The 14,465-nt window shown below is 60.2% G+C and carries 17 protein-coding genes; 5 read left to right on the forward strand and 12 right to left on the reverse strand.

The annotated features are described in order from the left end of the window. Positions 1 to 23: 23 nt before the first annotated feature. The 3 genes from ACRAWE_RS17455 to ACRAWE_RS17465 are packed head-to-tail and all read right to left on the reverse strand — an operon-like array spanning position 24 to position 3,077. A complete protein-coding gene (locus ACRAWE_RS17455; RefSeq protein ID WP_197667930.1) occupies positions 24 to 812 on the reverse strand; it encodes a sulfite exporter TauE/SafE family protein in 789 nt (262 codons plus the stop codon). Then, complete coding sequence (locus ACRAWE_RS17460) at positions 805 to 1,686, reverse strand: formyltransferase family protein (protein ID WP_019453151.1); 882 nt, start codon at positions 1,684 to 1,686, stop codon at positions 805 to 807. The genes ACRAWE_RS17455 and ACRAWE_RS17460 overlap by 8 nt, the downstream gene beginning before the upstream one ends. Then, complete coding sequence (locus ACRAWE_RS17465) at positions 1,683 to 3,077, reverse strand: FAD/NAD(P)-binding protein (RefSeq protein ID WP_432525688.1); 1,395 nt, start codon at positions 3,075 to 3,077, stop codon at positions 1,683 to 1,685. Before ACRAWE_RS17465 ends, ACRAWE_RS17460 begins: the two co-directional genes overlap by 4 nt. Here ACRAWE_RS17465 and ACRAWE_RS17470 point away from each other — a divergent pair. Then, positions 2,970 to 3,221: a hypothetical protein gene (locus ACRAWE_RS17470; protein ID WP_432525689.1), complete on the forward strand. Its 252-nt coding sequence runs from the start codon at positions 2,970 to 2,972 to the stop codon at positions 3,219 to 3,221. The two genes, ACRAWE_RS17465 and ACRAWE_RS17470, sit on opposite strands and share 108 nt — an antisense overlap. A 199-nt stretch (positions 3,222 to 3,420) precedes the next feature. Next, a complete protein-coding gene (locus tag ACRAWE_RS17475) occupies positions 3,421 to 4,203 on the forward strand; it encodes an AraC family transcriptional regulator (protein ID WP_019453153.1) in 783 nt (260 codons plus the stop codon). A 4-nt stretch (positions 4,204 to 4,207) separates the two neighbouring features. Here the strand turns inward: ACRAWE_RS17475 and cybC are convergent, their stop codons facing one another. Together cybC and pmbA are read right to left on the reverse strand one after the other, a co-directional pair. Then, positions 4,208 to 4,594 carry a cytochrome b562 gene (gene cybC / locus ACRAWE_RS17480; RefSeq protein WP_019453154.1) on the reverse strand — a complete coding sequence of 129 codons (387 nt, stop codon included), beginning with the start codon at positions 4,592 to 4,594 and terminating at the stop codon, positions 4,208 to 4,210. Positions 4,595 to 4,732: 138 nt separating this feature from the next. Continuing rightward, positions 4,733 to 6,073 carry a metalloprotease PmbA gene (gene pmbA / locus ACRAWE_RS17485; protein ID WP_063918690.1) on the reverse strand — a complete coding sequence of 447 codons (1,341 nt, stop codon included), beginning with the start codon at positions 6,071 to 6,073 and terminating at the stop codon, positions 4,733 to 4,735. A 179-nt stretch (positions 6,074 to 6,252) separates the two neighbouring features. Between pmbA and yjgA the strand changes: the two genes are divergently transcribed. Beyond that, the gene (yjgA, locus tag ACRAWE_RS17490; RefSeq protein WP_197667931.1) at positions 6,253 to 6,801 is read left to right on the forward strand and encodes a ribosome biogenesis factor YjgA; all 549 of its coding nucleotides are present in this window, start codon (positions 6,253 to 6,255) and stop codon (positions 6,799 to 6,801) included. Between the two features lie 30 nt (positions 6,802 to 6,831). Here yjgA and ACRAWE_RS17495 read toward each other — a convergent pair whose 3' ends face one another. From ACRAWE_RS17495 to aaeX, 5 genes are all read right to left on the reverse strand, one after another. Beyond that, on the reverse strand, positions 6,832 to 7,131 hold the full coding sequence (locus ACRAWE_RS17495; protein WP_019453157.1) for a barstar family protein: 300 nt from the start codon (positions 7,129 to 7,131) through the stop codon (positions 6,832 to 6,834). 5 nt (positions 7,132 to 7,136) lie between these two features. Beyond that, the gene (locus tag ACRAWE_RS17500) at positions 7,137 to 7,610 is read right to left on the reverse strand and encodes a ribonuclease (RefSeq protein ID WP_019453158.1); all 474 of its coding nucleotides are present in this window, start codon (positions 7,608 to 7,610) and stop codon (positions 7,137 to 7,139) included. Between the two features lie 280 nt (positions 7,611 to 7,890). Beyond that, positions 7,891 to 9,858 (reverse strand): p-hydroxybenzoic acid efflux pump subunit AaeB, encoded by a 1,968-nt coding sequence (aaeB, locus tag ACRAWE_RS17505; protein ID WP_019453159.1) that lies wholly within the window; start codon positions 9,856 to 9,858, stop codon positions 7,891 to 7,893. After that, positions 9,858 to 10,793, reverse strand: a complete 936-nt coding sequence (gene aaeA, locus ACRAWE_RS17510; protein ID WP_025160123.1) for a p-hydroxybenzoic acid efflux pump subunit AaeA — start codon at positions 10,791 to 10,793, stop codon at positions 9,858 to 9,860. Before aaeA ends, aaeB begins: the two co-directional genes overlap by 1 nt. Positions 10,794 to 10,800: 7 nt before the next feature. After that, positions 10,801 to 11,004, reverse strand: coding sequence for a p-hydroxybenzoic acid efflux pump operon protein AaeX (gene aaeX / locus ACRAWE_RS17515; protein ID WP_004936952.1), 204 nt, complete (start codon positions 11,002 to 11,004; stop codon positions 10,801 to 10,803). Positions 11,005 to 11,318: 314 nt separating this feature from the next. Between aaeX and aaeR the strand changes: the two genes are divergently transcribed. Further along, entirely contained in the window at positions 11,319 to 12,230 is a 912-nt protein-coding gene (gene aaeR, locus ACRAWE_RS17520; RefSeq protein ID WP_025160124.1) for an HTH-type transcriptional activator AaeR, read from the forward strand. Here the strand turns inward: aaeR and ACRAWE_RS17525 are convergent. Beyond that, positions 12,221 to 12,565 (reverse strand): hypothetical protein, encoded by a 345-nt coding sequence (locus ACRAWE_RS17525; protein ID WP_432525665.1) that lies wholly within the window; start codon positions 12,563 to 12,565, stop codon positions 12,221 to 12,223. The genes aaeR and ACRAWE_RS17525 overlap by 10 nt on opposite strands. Continuing rightward, positions 12,562 to 12,837 carry a zinc ribbon domain-containing protein gene (locus ACRAWE_RS17530; RefSeq protein ID WP_019453163.1) on the reverse strand — a complete coding sequence of 92 codons (276 nt, stop codon included), beginning with the start codon at positions 12,835 to 12,837 and terminating at the stop codon, positions 12,562 to 12,564. Before ACRAWE_RS17530 ends, ACRAWE_RS17525 begins: the two co-directional genes overlap by 4 nt. 207 nt (positions 12,838 to 13,044) lie before the next feature. On the opposite strand from ACRAWE_RS17530, the gene ACRAWE_RS17535 reads away from it, so the two are divergent. Then, the gene (locus ACRAWE_RS17535; RefSeq protein ID WP_019453164.1) at positions 13,045 to 13,986 is read left to right on the forward strand and encodes a nucleoside hydrolase; all 942 of its coding nucleotides are present in this window, start codon (positions 13,045 to 13,047) and stop codon (positions 13,984 to 13,986) included. Positions 13,987 to 14,465: the final 479 nt, after the last annotated feature.

Raw genomic sequence — 14,465 nt, forward strand, 5'->3', positions numbered from 1 at the left:
GGCATCCGGCCGCCCTTTCTGTCTCAGATGCAGATGGCGATCAGCACGGCGATCAGCAGCAGTACGTAGATTTTGGCATGTAGTGCATCGCTCACCTTCGGCAAACAGCGCCTGGCAAACACGATCCCCGCAATCCCCGCCGCCACCAGCAGCCCCAGAATGTTCAGATTGACGTAGCCCAGATACTGCGGCCCGCTCATCTCGCGCCACCCCAACACGACATACATCAGCGCGCCGATCACCGCCACCGGGATCGACAACGGGTTGGCGGCGCTGACGCAATACTTCATGTCATAACCATGGCGGCGCAGCAGCGGCACGGTCATCACGCTGCCGCCCACCCCCAGCAGAGTGGCGATGCCACCGATCAGCGGCCCGCCGCCCCACAGCGTAGCGGTGGACAGTTCGGCGCGCGCCGGTTTGATCAGGAAGCCCCGGCGGAACAGACAGTCGGCGATGGTCACCGCCATATAGACCACGAACAGCCCGCGTATTACGCCGTCCGCCAACAGCGAGGAGGCGAACGCGCCCAGCGCCGCCCCGATGCCGATGAAAAAGATCAGCGGCACGATGGTTTCGCGCAGCAGGTTGCCGCTGCGCCAGTTGGTCAGGGTGGCGTAACTGGCGTTGAGGATCATCACCGCCGTCGAGGTCGCCACCGCAATATGCATCGCCTGACCGGGCTGCTCGCCCGACGCGGAGATCAAGTGATAGACAAAGGGCACCACCACAAAACCGCCGCCGAAGCCGAACAGAATAGTGGTGATGCCGGTCAGAAAACCGGCACCCAGCACGATGAGCGTTTCAATCATGGCCGTGCGCCCGAACGAAGTCGTCGAACCCGGCGCAGAACTGCCCCGCCAGCGGGTGGAAACGATCGCCGACGAACAGCCCCAGATACTGCTCGCGCACGGCGTCATGGTCCACCAGCTCAATGCCCGCCTGTTCCGCCAGCGCCAGCGTCTGCGCGTCCGGGAAGCCCCAATAGCGCGAATCGCCCTGCTTCTCCGCCGCTATCGCTTCGCTGTGCTCCGCCCGCATCAGCTGGCGCGCCAGGAAGCCGCCGCTCTGCACGCCCAGCAGCATCATATTTTCCAGGAACGACAGGTCGTGACGCAGCTCGGCAGGCAAGCGGGCGAGCACCGGCCCCGCGTCCCAGTGCTCATCCATTTCATGCAGCGTCACCGCACAATCCTTGTCACCGTTCATCATCGCCCGGAACAGCGTCATCACCCCGCGATAGCGCGGCAAATCCCCCGGATGCAGGTTCCACAGCAGCTTGCCGCGTCGGCTGAAGGCGCGCACATAGTCAGCGGAAAATTTCTGATAACAACGCAGGGAGATCACCCCGTCCATATGCCCGAGGCTGCTGATAAACGTGGCGTCGTTGATGTCGAGAACGCGATGCGCTTTTACCCCGGCGGCGGCCAGGAACAGGGCCGGCGGCTGATAGGCGCCCTCGCAGGCGCCGGCGTTGCGGCCAACGAACGGAAACACGAAATCATTCAGCACTTCGCGCTCATACAACCCCAGTCGGCGAACCGCCGGCTCCTGTGTGCGTCCGGCGCTTTTCGCCAGGGGGAAATACACCGTAAAAGCACAGTCGTCCTTCAGGGCGGCGATCAGATCCTGGCACACCAGCCAGGAGAAAATGTCGTTGCCGACAAAGAGCGCTACGTTTTTCATACTTCAGCCTTCTTTGCATTGAAAATAGGGTTATTGAACACGATCTTGCTGATATCCCGCGTGATGGATTCCATCGCCGAGGTGTAGAAAAGGTCGCCCTTGGCGGGCGCGCCGAGCGAGTAAAGATGCTGCTCGCGACCGCGGCGGTCCGCGATTTTCAGCGTATGCGGGTCGCACTTCACGCCGCCGAACAGGTTCTCCTGCACCAGCCCATCCTCCAGCAGCTGATGGCTCAGGCGATTGGGCGGCAGTTGATAAGAGGGCGTGGTGCAGTTGAACAGGTATTGCGTATGCACCCGAGCATCATGGCAACGCAGGATAAACCCGTCCGCTCCCTTGCTGATATCCGCCAGGCCGCCACAGACGCGCAGACGCTGGCTCTCCAGGGCCGCCGCGATCTTGTTGGCGTTTTTGATCGGCATGGCGTGCCGATTGCGCATCCAGGAGGAGTTGTAAAAACGCATGAAGACCTGCCGGTTATGAGCATCCATCTTGACCCAGGCGGCGCAGACTGTCGGATGGATCGCCGCCAGATAGCTGCAGATATGTTCCCGGGCAAAGCGCGCCCGATCGAGGCTGTCCGCCAGATCGCGATAACAGTCGCGCCTTTCCCCCAGCGCCGAAAGCACCACCAACCGCTCCGGCCCCGGATAGTGACGCGCCAGCGCGGCGTTGATCGCATGCACCAGCTGATGCGCATCAATAAAATCATTGCCGGCGACAAAGCGCCGCAGCTCCGTCACAAACGCTTCCGGCGGCGGACGCATCAGCGCCGGCTGCACGCTGGGGAACAGACCGGAACGCGACAGGGCACAGATATCGGTCGCCCCCAAACGCTCCATAAGTTCAACGATGGCGTCGATCGCCGTCAGGCTGCAGCCGATGACACCGATGGCCGAGTAAGGGTTGATCGGCGGCAGCTCCTGATGCGCCTGATAAGCGATCACCCCGTCCACCGGATAGAGACATTCCGGCGGGTTGTGCCCCGAACACAGCACCAGCGCGTTCATCTGTTCGACGGCGCCGCAGGCGGTGGTCAGCCGATAGCCCGCCTCGTGCGGCGCGATGGCGTTCACTTCGGCGGTCACGAAATTCAATATCACGTTACTGTCCGCCGCCATATACATTGTCATGTCGCGAATAAAATCGAGATATTCCCGATATAACCAGCGCGGCGGATAACGATCCTGACAAAATTGCGGAAAATGCATGGCGATCCAATCGACGAAATGCGCTTCGTCGAAAATATCCGCCGACATATTTTCCGGCGTCATATTTAATATATGGCTGTCAAAATCGCTGCTGTATGCCATCCCGCCCTTGAAGCCATGCTTGTCGAAAACCGTCAGGGAAAGCGGTCTTTTGCAATGATTAACCGACTTATTTTTTATAAAGTTATAGGCAAAAGAGATCCCGGCGGCTCCGCCGCCAATCACACCGAACTTATACATGAAATATCACCTTATAGTCATTTAACTGCGCTAAGAACTATTGCTTCAGGTGTTGGAATAAAAAGACGCTTTATTCCTTATTAACTTCTTGTATTGCGAGAACGAGAACGCTCGTCCCACCCCGGTGTGAAAACTTGCACGGGCTTCCTGGCCGATAAAATAACGGCGCCCCGGACAAGCATTATTTTTCTGCCCCGATAGTAGAACCCGGGGAGCTGGCTTGCTTTATATGAAGGGCCAACTATCATTGCGTTTCGGCCAATCTGCTCGCCAAAGGGGATACATGCGCAATGTTCGCATTGATGACTTCGACCATGTAGCGCGCGCGGTGATCGCCATCGGGACCGACTATCCGCCGGGGCATCTGCTGCCGATGCACAGCCACCGGCGCGCGCAGTTGCTGTACGGCGCCACCGGCGTGATGCACGTTTTCACGCAGCAAGGCAATTGGGTGGTCCCGCCACAGCACGCGGTGTGGCTGCCGCCGCAGATGCCGCACGCGGTGAGGATGGTCGGCGTCACCACTCGCAGCCTGTACCTCGAACCCGGCGCCTTGTCCGCCGCACAGCCTCAGGTATGCCAGGTGGTCAGCGTCACCCCGCTGATGCGCCAGCTGTTGATGGCGGCGGTGGATATGCCGCTGGAGTATGAGCAAGCGGGACGCGACGGGGCATTGGCGACCCTGCTGCTGCACGAGCTGGCCCGGCTGCAGCCCTTGCCGCTGCATATCCCGCTGCCCGCCGATCCGCGGCTCGGCGAGCTGTGCCACGCCTTTTTGCAGCATCCCGACGCCCACGACTCCGCGCAGCAGTGGGCCCCGCGTCTGTACATGAGCATTCGCACCTTCAGCCGCTTCTTTCGCGCGCAGACCGGTATGCCGTTTTCGCAATGGCGCCAGCGCGCCTGCGTGGTGCTGGCGCTGGCGCTGCTGGCGGAAGGGTGCAGCGTGACGCAGGTGGCGATGGAGATGGGGTATGACAGCAGCGCGGCGTTTTCAACCATGTTTCGCCGCGTGCTGGGGCAGGCGCCCTCTGCCTATCTGACGGAGGACGGGCGCGAGGGTTGACGGATTAGCGGAATTTCTTGTGGTTGGCGTCGCGGGTCTGCTTGAAGCCCTGCGCCACTTGCTTCGCTTCGGCAACTTTACCTTGATTGGCCAGCGCCAGTGCCTGATCGATCTGGCCGATCAGGGTATCCAATCCGCGATGAAAATCTTGCATTTCCGGGCTGTCGGCAGCTTTGTCCTCCAGCTTCGGCGGGGTGCCTAGTTTGGCGTCCTGCGCCGCCGCGCGCATGTTCTGCAGGCTTTGTTTGAGGGTGGCGGCGGAGTCGGTATTCAGCACCGTTTTGTAGTTTTCCGCCAGGGTGTCCATATCGTCGCCGAGATCGGCGGCGACCGCCAGCGAACTGGCCGCCAGCAGCGCCAACGCCGCCAGCGCTTTCAGGGTATTCTGCATGTTTGCTCACCTTCCAGTTATTGTTTTAATTAACCCACCGTTACCATAGGCAAGGCCGGGCGAAATCGAAACCGGAGATTTGTAAGCAAGGTTGAGACAGGATAATGCGCAGCCGGCGGGCGCCGGCTGCGCTGGGGATCACTGGCCGGCGATCTTCATTTCCGGCAGCAGCACCGAACCGCACTGGATATTGCTGCGGGTTTCGATATCGCTGCCGACGCTGACGATGTTGCGCAGCATGTCTTTCAGGTTGCCGGCGATGGTGATCTCGCTGACCGGATATTGGATTTCGCCGTTTTCCACCCAGAAACCGGCGGCGCCGCGCGAGTAATCGCCGGTGACGCCGCTGACGCCCTGCCCCATCAACTCGGTGACTACCAGGCCGGTGCCAAGCTGTTTCAGCATGCCGGCAAAGTCGGCGCCCTGCCCGGCAATGCGCCAGTTATGGATGCCGCCGGCATGGCCGGTGCTGTGCAGGCCCAGCTTGCGCGCCGAATAGCTGGTCATCAGCCAGGTCTGCAGCACGCCGTCCTTGACGATATCACGCCGTTGGGTGCGCACGCCTTCGCTGTCGAACGGCGTCGACGCCAGCCCTTTCAACAGATGCGGATGCTCCTCGACGGTCAGCCACGCCGGCAGGATCTGCTTGCCGAGCGAGTCCAGCAGGAAGGTGGATTTGCGATAAACGCTGCTGCCGCTGATGGCGCCCACCAGATGGCCGAACAGCCCAGTGGCCACCTCGGAAGCGAACAGCACCGGCGCCTTCATGGTCGACAGTTTGCGCGGCGCGAGACGCGCCAGCGTGCGGCGGGCGCACTCCTGACCCACCCACTCAGGGCTTTGCAGATCGCCCATCGCCCGGCCGATGGTGTAAGCGTAATCCCGCTCCATGTCGCCGTCCTGCTCCGCGATGACGCAGCTGGACAGCGAGTGACGGCTGGAACAGTAGCTTTGCAGCATGCCGTGGCTGTTGCCGAACACCTTGATGCCGTAGTGGCTGTTGAAGCTGCCGCCTTCGGTGTTGGTGATGCGCTTGTCCGCCGCCAGCGAAGCCTGCTCGGCGCGCGCCGCCAGCTCGATGCCGCGATCGGCGTCCAGTTCGATCGGGTGGAACAGATCGAGATCCGGCGCCTCAAACGCCAGCAACTCTTTCTCCGCCGGGCCGGCGCAAGGATCTTCCGAGGTGTAGCGCGCGATGTCCAACGCCGCCTGCACGGTGCGGGCGATGGCGTCCGGGCTGAGATCGGTGGATGAGGCGCTGCCTTTGCGTTGGCGGTGATACACGGTAATGCCCAGCGCGCCATCGCTGTTGAACTCGACGTTTTCCACTTCGCCGAAGCGAGTGCTGACGCTGATGCCGGTCGATTTGGTGACCGCGACTTCCGCCGCGTCGGAACCGGCGCGGGCCAGCTCCAGCGCCTGAGAAACGGCCTGTTCCAGCGCCTTGCGCTGTTCTGCAACTTGAGTGACTACTTTCATCAATCTGCCATAATTAATCAGAAAATCGTTGAGAAAAGTGCCGGAGCGGCGTAGTTGTGCACGCGAGGCGGCGCGCAAAAATCCTGAGATCTCTGCCGTTGAGTCTAACAGGAACCGCGTTGAATTTCGCATAAAGCCGGCAACCTGTTAGGATTAGCCTCTTTTTAACGGAGCCTACCATGAACAAACAGCCTGAAGACTGGCTCGACGATGTCCCGGAGAATGAAAACGAGGACGATGACGAGATTATCTGGGTCAGTAAAAGTGAAATTAAACGTGATGCCGAAGCGCTGAAAGACCTGGGGGCCGAAATGGTCGATCTGGGCAAAAACGCGCTGGACCGCATTCCGTTGGACGAAGATTTGCGCGCCGCCATCGAGCTGGCGCAAAAGATCAAGAAAGAAGGCCGTCGCCGTCAGCTGCAGTTGATCGGCAAGATGCTACGCGCCCGCGATATCGAGCCGATCCAGACCGCGCTCGACAAGCTGAAAAACCGCCACAACCAGCAGGTTTCGCTGTTCCATAAGCTGGAAGCGCTGCGCGACCGCCTGGTGGAAGAAGGCGATGACGCTATCCCGTCGATCCTGGATCTGTACCCGGCCGCCGATCGCCAACAGCTGCGTTCACTGGTGCGCAACGCGCAGAAAGAGAAGGCCGCCAACAAGCCGCCTAAGGCTTACCGCCAGATCTTCCAATACCTGCGCGAGCTGGCCGAAGCGACCGACTAAGCGCTGCCGCCATCCCGGGATGAACCCGTTTCATCCCCGGTGATGCGCCGGTTCGCCGCTGCTTTCGCGGATATTGAAACGCAGGCTGCCTTCCAGCTCTTCTTCCGCCTCTTCAAACAGCAGAATGATCGCGCCGAAACGACGCTTGCTGCGGGCATTCAGGTGGGTGAACTCGATTTCCACCGGCAAACCGATATCGCCGGTCACCACGTCCCACAGCGCGTCGAGGTTGGCGCCAAACTCCTCGTTCAGCGCAAACTTGTGCGCGAAATCGCGGTAGAAGGCCGGCACATCCTGGATCTGCTCAAAATCAAACTCTACTTTTGCCATCAAACTCACTCCACACGAATGAAGTTTTTGTAATGGTCGCGCGTGACGAAGATCAGACCGTCGCTCGAATACAGCAGGCGATCGGCGCCGCGCCGGCCACACTGGTAATTGATGTCCGCTTCGCGCCAAACCCGGCCGCCGGCGGTCGGCAACTGCCCCTCACGGTTAGAGAATCGATCGCCGCCAATCGCCTTGCCCGGCAATACCGAACAGAGGTTGCCTGAACGCGGATCCCAACCCTGCTCGCGCGCCTGCTTCTTGGTGACGTAATAGTCCGGCAGGCGCTGATGCTGCTGCAGGTAGCTCACCACCGTTTGCTGCTGCGTGAGTCGATCGATGCTCTGCGGCTGCCCCGCCGATGCCGGTGCCTGCGTTACCGCCGGGTTGCCGCCGATCGCTCGGTGCTCGTTGCCGCGCAAGGCGCTGAAAACGGCGATGACGACAGCGATGACGATCGCCAACAGAATCCGCTTGTTCATGACATTCCCTGAAATTATGCCGCAGGAGGCGCCGCAGCTCCCCCAGGCTAGTTAGGTATATAGCCGTTCTGGATGAAACTAAGATGACCGCCGCGTAACTTTTTCGCGGCGGCGAAGGTTTCATCCATTCATGACAATGATGCCACTTTCCAGCCGTTCTGGCACTCGGAGTCTCTCTGAAAACGGGCCGTCTCACATGAGACGACCCGCCGTGCCAAGCATTGCTTTCAGTATAGTCAGGGAAGGCGCCGCATCGCGCGGCGCAACAGGTGGGAACGCATCAATCGATCAATGCGTGACGATAGCGATGCAGCATGTCGGCCAGACGTTTCACCGGCCCGGTGACGCTGAGCGGTGCCTGATTGTCTACCAGCTTTTGCTGGTACTCGTTCATTTCACCCAGCAAGCGATCGTAGTAATAAGCGCGCTTGACGTCGTTCTTGGCGGAGACCACCCGATCGGCGGTGCTGCGGATCTGGCGGTGGAAGGCCGACAGCTCTTCGCTGATCGGGATTTCCGCCCGCTGCATGCGCTGATGGGCGATGATCAGGTTCAGCGCCAGACGATACTTGGCGATATCGTTCGGGAACATCATCAGCAGCTGGTTAAGCTGCTGATACAGCGCCGGCAAGTGGTTCTGCCGGCGGCGCGCCGCCTTGGTGGTCAGCGCCGACACCGCGCTGCTGACGAATTGGTTGAGCAACGTGCGGCCGGTGCGTTCGCGCGAATTGTCGCGGATCAGCAGCAGCACCATCAGCCCGACGCAGCTGCCGAGGAACTGGCCGAGCGCCCCGTCGAGAAACTGGGTCACGTTAAACTCCATTGGGTTGCTGAGCACCAGAATGTTGATGGTCCCCGCTAACAGCCCCAGCGAACCGAGCCGCCGCTTTTGCACCTCGATGCCGATGAAAAACGCCAGCAGACCGAGGCTGAGACACAACAGCAGAATGCTCTGCTGCGTCGCCGGCAGGATCACCATGAAGAACAGGGAACCGACCGGGATCGCCGCCAGCATCCCCAGCACGAAATCCATCGCCACCATGCGTGGCGCCGGGGTGCGCATCGCCAGCGAAGTGATCACCGCGATGATCACCATAAAACCGCTGCCGGATGTCCAACCGGTCCACAGCCACAGCAGGCTGCCGAAGGCCGTCGCCACGAAGGTGCGCAGGCCGTTGATCATCGCGTGGTGCCCTTCCGCCGAGGTCGGTTTGACTACGGTTTCTTTGCTCAACACGTCCTCTTCCACCGCGCTGATGCTGCCGTTGGTATGCACGCCCTTCGACAGCAGCAGGTAGCGCGTCGCCGCGCCGACCCAGCCGGTGATGGTCGGCAGCGTTTCATCGGAGCGATGGGTGGTCAGCACCTGGCGCAGCAGCTTCATGCGTTTGTGGATCTCCGGCGGGTTTTCCGCCGGCACCATCAGCTGCTCCCGCAGGCTCGCTTGCAACGCGTCCGGGTGATTCAGCAGGATCAGATAGGTTTCGCAGGCCTGAGTGATCAGCGTCAGCGACAGGGTATGCAACGCTTTTACCCGGCGATTGACCTTCTGCCAGCGCGAGGACTCCATCATCAGGTTGTTGCGCATGCCGTCCAGCGCCGTGGTACTCTTCACCAGGTTGCTCCAGGCGCGGTCGATGTCCTCTTTATCGGCGTTGCTGATGCACATCTGCAGCAGGCGGTATTGATCCACCAGCAGTTGATCGACCGCCCGATCGATGTCCTGCTTGATCGAGCGCGGCGAAAACAGCAGATCCGCCAGCACGGCGCTGACGATCCCCAGCACGATCTCGCTGCAACGCTCAATAGCGAACTGCGGCGCTTCCAACAGATGGGCTTCGCTGGTGGCGACGGTGACGATGATGATCAGCGCGGTATAACCGGCCAACCCCCAGGCGTAAGAGTTTTCCACCTTGATCAGCGAAGAAATCCAGGTGCAGAACCCGGCCCAGATGCAGCACAGCAGCAGCATTACCACCGGCGCGCGGGCGGTGGTGATGATAATGATCAGGCCGACGAAGCAGCCGATAAAGGTGCCGATGATGCGCAGCCAACCGCGATGACGGATGGCGCCGGAGAAGGGTTCACCGCCGGCGGCAAAGGCCGGGCCGGCGGCGACGATGGCGGCGGTCATCGCCGACCACCGCGGGGTTTCCAGATTGAGGTGGAAGCCGACGAACAGCGCAAACACAATCGCGAAGCTGAGTTTGAAGGCAAATCTCAGCCGGATGAAGGTTGGGCTGTTCATCAGCCGAACTCACGCAGCCGGTGCATCAGGCGCACAAAAGGCGAGCCGCTGTCGGCATTGCGGTCGTTCTTGCCGACGATCACCACGGTCGCGGTAGTGCCGGCCGGGTACGGATGCTGCTGATCCTTGGCGTCCAGCAGGATCTTCACCGGCACGCGCTGCGCCAGGCGCACCCACTCCAGGTTGCTGTCGATCGACGCCAACCCTTTGCTGTTGACCGTGCTGCTGCTGTTGTTTACCGCCGCCGCCACGCTGTCGACGGTGCCGTGCATGATGCGGTTGCTGCCCAGCGGGGTGATCTCCGCGCGGTCGCCCTTATTCAGGCCGCTCAGCTTGGTTTCTTCCAGGTAAGCCAGGATGTAGAAGGAGTCTTTCTTCACTAACGCCACCGCCACCGAGCCGCGAGTGATGTATTCGCCGGCGTGTACGTTGAGGTTGGTGATCCAGCCATCGGCCGGGGCGCGCACCGTGGTGCGTTCCAGATCCAGCTGCGCCAGCTCGCGCGCCGCTACGGCCTTCGCCAGCTGGTGCTGCACGGTCTGCAGCGAGTTGTTCGACTGGTCGATCTCTTCCTGCGACATCGCCTGCACGCCCAGCTTCACGCGGCGGCCGGCCTCACGCCGTTTTTCCGCCGCCAGCGTCTGGTAGTAGGCGACGTCGGCGCCGGCTTCCGCCAGGGCCTGCTCATAGCGCGGCCGATCGACCACGAACAGCACCTGCCCTTTTTTCACCAGCTGGTTGTCCACCACCGGCACGTCGGTCAGCAGGCCGCTGACGTCCGGGGCAATCGCCACCACGTCGGCGGTGAACTTGGCGTCGCGCGTCCACGGCGACTCGGTGTAAAACACCCAGGCCTTGAACACCGCAACGATCCCCAGCAGCACAAGAATCAAAGTGATCGCGATCCGGGTTATTTTTATCGAAAAATTTTTCACAGCGACCTCAAACAAAAAGACATGAAATCAAATAAAACAGGCAGCAATACAGCGCGGTGTTAAACAGCGCCGGATGCCAGACAAAATCGTAAATCCCCGTCGGCTGCAGCAGGCGGCGCAGGAGAAAAAACAGCGCCAGCGACACCAACAGCTCGAAAAACACCGGCGGAAACGACAGTCCGAAGATGACCATAACCGGAAGCAAACTCATCACTTTTTCCTTATTGTTCACTGCGCCGGGGGACGACGGGCCTTGCCATTCACATTCTCTTTACATTTTAGCGTGCGCGCGCCACAAATCTTGACCGGACAGCTTGTCCAGGTCACGAACCCGAAAAAAGGTTAAACTTTGGGGCTGACATCCACGACAGGGATTGCGAGGGTGCCGGAGGAGCGGCAGGATTGCAGGGCCGCTCGCTCTCGCACGTTGGTAAGGTCTATTCACCCGACCACGTTATATTAGCCTGCTTACTATCAAGGCATCAACAATCTGTGATCTAAATCACTTTTAAGCCAGAGTGAATAATGGAAAGATTAAAACGGATGTCGGTATTCGCCAAAGTGGTTGAGTTCGGGTCGTTTACCGCGGCCGCGCGCCAACTCGACATGAGCGTTTCATCGATCAGCCAAACCGTCTCAAAACTGGAAAATGAGCTGCAGGTCAAGCTGCTGAACCGCAGCACGCGCAGCATCGGCCTGACCGAAGCCGGCAAAATCTACTATCAGGGCTGCCGGCGCATGCTGCAGGAAGTCAGTGAAGTGCATGAGCAGCTGTATGCGTTTAACAATACGCCCGCCGGCACGCTGCGCATCGGCAGCTCCTCCACCATGGCGCAAAACGTGCTGGCGAACATGACCGCCGAAATGATGAAAGAGTACCCGGGCCTGACGGTCAACCTGGTGACCGGCATACCGGCGCCGGATCTGATCGCCGACGGGCTGGATCTGGTGATCCGCACCGGGGCGCTGCAGGATTCCAGCCTGTTCTCTCGCCGCCTGGGGCAGATGCCGATGGTGGTGTGCGCCGCCAAAAGCTACCTGAGCCAGCACGGCACGCCGCAGAAGCCGAGCGACATGGTTAACTTCTCCTGGCTGGAATACAGCGTGCGGCCCGACAGCGAATTTGAATTGATGTCGCCGGAAGGCATCACCACGCGCATTTCGCCGCAGGGGCGTTTCGTGACCAACGACTCCTCCACCATGATCCGCTGGTTGAAAAACGGCGCCGGCATCGCCTACGCCCCGCTGATGTGGGTGATCGAAGAGATCAAACGCGGCGAGATCGAGATCTTGTTCAAAAGCTACCATTCGGATCCGCGGCCGATCTACGCGCTCTATACCGAAAAGGACAAACTGCCGCTGAAGGTGCAGGTGTGCATCAACTATTTAACCGACTATTTCGAGCGCGTAGCGGCGGTCTATCAGGGCTATCGCTGAGCGGCGCTCAAATAGCGGCGCGCCAGCGCGCCCAGCAGCATCAGCGCCAACATGCCGAGGCCCCACAGCAGCCAAACGGCGTAACCCGCCCAGGTCAGCAACAGAGGAAAATAGCTCGCCAGCCCGCTGCCCAGCTGTTTCAGCCACGGCAGCCAGGCGTCCAGCATCGTCTGCGGCACCAGGCTCAGCGCGCCGTTTACCGGCAGGGATGCGTCGCCGGCCGCCTCCGCCAACGCCGGGAGCCAGGCCAGCATACCGGCAACGCCCCAGGCCAGCAGCATCCACAGCACCATCGCGCCGAGCAACAGCGCGAGCGTCCAGCCGCCCCGGTTCACGGTACGCCGCCGCCGCACTGCGGGCAAAAGCGGCTGCCCGGCGGCAGCGGCGCGGCGCACTGCCCGCAGGTGGCGCTCACCGCGGCAAACGGCTGGCCGCAACGGTGACAGTAACGCGCGCCCGATTTATTCACCGCCTGGCATTCCGGACACTGCGGCCCCTGATCGCCATGCTGGCTATAGCGGTTGCCATGATGCCCGCCGCGGTGACCCGCGCGCTGATGACCGCCGTTAACACCACCTTGCCCCAACAACCTTTTCAGTAAGCTCATCACGCCTCTCCTCTGTGCATTAACGCTGAACCTCACTGTAAACCCTGGAGTAAACTCCAGGGTAAAGCCCGGCGAGCAGGATTTACGTTTCATTACATCGAATGATCGGCAAGGCTTTGATGTAGTTAACAAAATTCGCATCGGCATTCCCCCACCTCGCCGCACTGCGTTATGCTGCGGGAACCTCTCCCTGCATCAGGAATAACCATGAAAAAAATCATACTGGACTGTGACCCGGGGCATGACGACGCTATCGCCCTGCTGCTGGCCTGGGGCAATCCGCAGATCGACCTGCTGGCGGTCACCACCGTGGTGGGCAACCAAACGCTGGACAAAGTGACGCGCAACGCCCTGGCGGTGGCGCGCATCGCCAATATCACCGGCGTGCCTTTCGCCGCCGGCTGCCCGCGCCCGCTGGTGCGCAATATCGAAGTGGCGCCTGACATTCACGGCGACTCCGGCCTCGATGGCCCGGTATTGCCGGAGCCCCACCTGCAGTTGGATACGCGCCATGCGGTAGATCTGATCATCGATACGGTGATGGCTCATCCGCCCGGCAGCGTGACGCTGGTGCCGACCGGCGGCCTGACCAATATCGCCATGGCGGTGCGCAAAGAGCCGCGCATCGCCGAACGGGTCAAGGAAGTGGTGTTGATGGGCGGCGGCTATCATGTGGGCAACTGGAGCGCGGTGGCGGAATTCAATATCAAAATCGACCCCGAAGCGGCGCACATCGTGTTTAACGAAAAATGGCCGCTGACCATGGTCGGGCTGGATCTCACCCACCAGGCGCTGGCCACGCCAGCAATCTGCGAACGCATCGCCGCCCTCGGCACCCGGCCGGCCACGTTCGTCGGCGAACTGCTGGCATTCTTTGGCCGTATGTACCAACAGGCGCAGGGCTTTAGCGCCCCGCCGGTACACGACCCCTGCGCAGTCGCCTACGTGATCGATCCCAGCGTGATGACGGTGCGCAAGGCACCGGTGGATATCGAACTGACCGGCACCCTGACGCTAGGCATGACGGTGGCGGACTTCCGCGCGCCGCCGCCGCCGGATTGCCACACCCAGGTGGCGGTCAAACTGGATCAGGATAAATTCTGGGATCTGGTGGTGGATGCGCTGGAGCGGATCGGTGAGGTGGAGTAAGCGAATGAGAGACGAGATTAACGCGCTTTTACGGGCGCGTTAGTCTGCATCATATCGCGTCAAGCGTGAGGCTCAGGCCATGGCCTCTTTTATTTTCAAGACAGCAGAATATTCCTAACAATAGAGCATTGAATAAAAACCATGAAAAACACTCAAAGACGAGAAAAATCTTAATAAAAAATAAAATCACAGCACTCAAATCAAATATGAAAAAAAGCGACAGATGAAGATACAATAAATTGCGGTCGCCACACCGGCATTGGCAACATAAACTTAACAGAGGATTGACGCCTTTATTCTCCATCTTGCCTGTCGATACAATCCATCGTCGTACTCACCCACTGCGCCAGCTCACACCAAAATGAGTACAATTTATTGATTTTAATTAAAAAATAAAATTATTTAATGAAAAATTGACTGAATCGCAATAGATTTGAGAAAATGACACCTCTATTTTTTACACACCTAAAATGCCTTTT

Source organism: Serratia sp. BFP-2025 (genome assembly GCF_050880365.1).
In the GTDB taxonomy this organism is placed as follows: domain Bacteria; phylum Pseudomonadota; class Gammaproteobacteria; order Enterobacterales; family Enterobacteriaceae; genus Serratia; species Serratia surfactantfaciens.

What these genes read in the sequence shown, in the direction of transcription:
- ACRAWE_RS17455 (WP_197667930.1), bottom strand. Translation starts at nt 812, where the DNA reads ATGATTGAAACGCTCATCGTGCTGGGTGCCGGTTTTCTGACCGGCATC.
- ACRAWE_RS17460 (WP_019453151.1), bottom strand. Translation starts at nt 1,686, where the DNA reads ATGAAAAACGTAGCGCTCTTTGTCGGCAACGACATTTTCTCCTGGCTG.
- ACRAWE_RS17470 (WP_432525689.1), top strand. Translation starts at nt 2,970, where the DNA reads ATGGCTGTCAAAATCGCTGCTGTATGCCATCCCGCCCTTGAAGCCATG.
- ACRAWE_RS17475 (WP_019453153.1), top strand. Translation starts at nt 3,421, where the DNA reads ATGCGCAATGTTCGCATTGATGACTTCGACCATGTAGCGCGCGCGGTG.
- cybC (WP_019453154.1), bottom strand. Translation starts at nt 4,594, where the DNA reads ATGCAGAATACCCTGAAAGCGCTGGCGGCGTTGGCGCTGCTGGCGGCC.
- pmbA (WP_063918690.1), bottom strand. Translation starts at nt 6,073, where the DNA reads ATGAAAGTAGTCACTCAAGTTGCAGAACAGCGCAAGGCGCTGGAACAG.
- yjgA (WP_197667931.1), top strand. Translation starts at nt 6,253, where the DNA reads ATGAACAAACAGCCTGAAGACTGGCTCGACGATGTCCCGGAGAATGAA.
- ACRAWE_RS17495 (WP_019453157.1), bottom strand. Translation starts at nt 7,131, where the DNA reads ATGGCAAAAGTAGAGTTTGATTTTGAGCAGATCCAGGATGTGCCGGCC.
- ACRAWE_RS17500 (WP_019453158.1), bottom strand. Translation starts at nt 7,610, where the DNA reads ATGAACAAGCGGATTCTGTTGGCGATCGTCATCGCTGTCGTCATCGCC.
- aaeB (WP_019453159.1), bottom strand. Translation starts at nt 9,858, where the DNA reads ATGAACAGCCCAACCTTCATCCGGCTGAGATTTGCCTTCAAACTCAGC.
- aaeX (WP_004936952.1), bottom strand. Translation starts at nt 11,004, where the DNA reads ATGAGTTTGCTTCCGGTTATGGTCATCTTCGGACTGTCGTTTCCGCCG.
- aaeR (WP_025160124.1), top strand. Translation starts at nt 11,319, where the DNA reads ATGGAAAGATTAAAACGGATGTCGGTATTCGCCAAAGTGGTTGAGTTC.
- ACRAWE_RS17530 (WP_019453163.1), bottom strand. Translation starts at nt 12,837, where the DNA reads ATGAGCTTACTGAAAAGGTTGTTGGGGCAAGGTGGTGTTAACGGCGGT.
- ACRAWE_RS17535 (WP_019453164.1), top strand. Translation starts at nt 13,045, where the DNA reads ATGAAAAAAATCATACTGGACTGTGACCCGGGGCATGACGACGCTATC.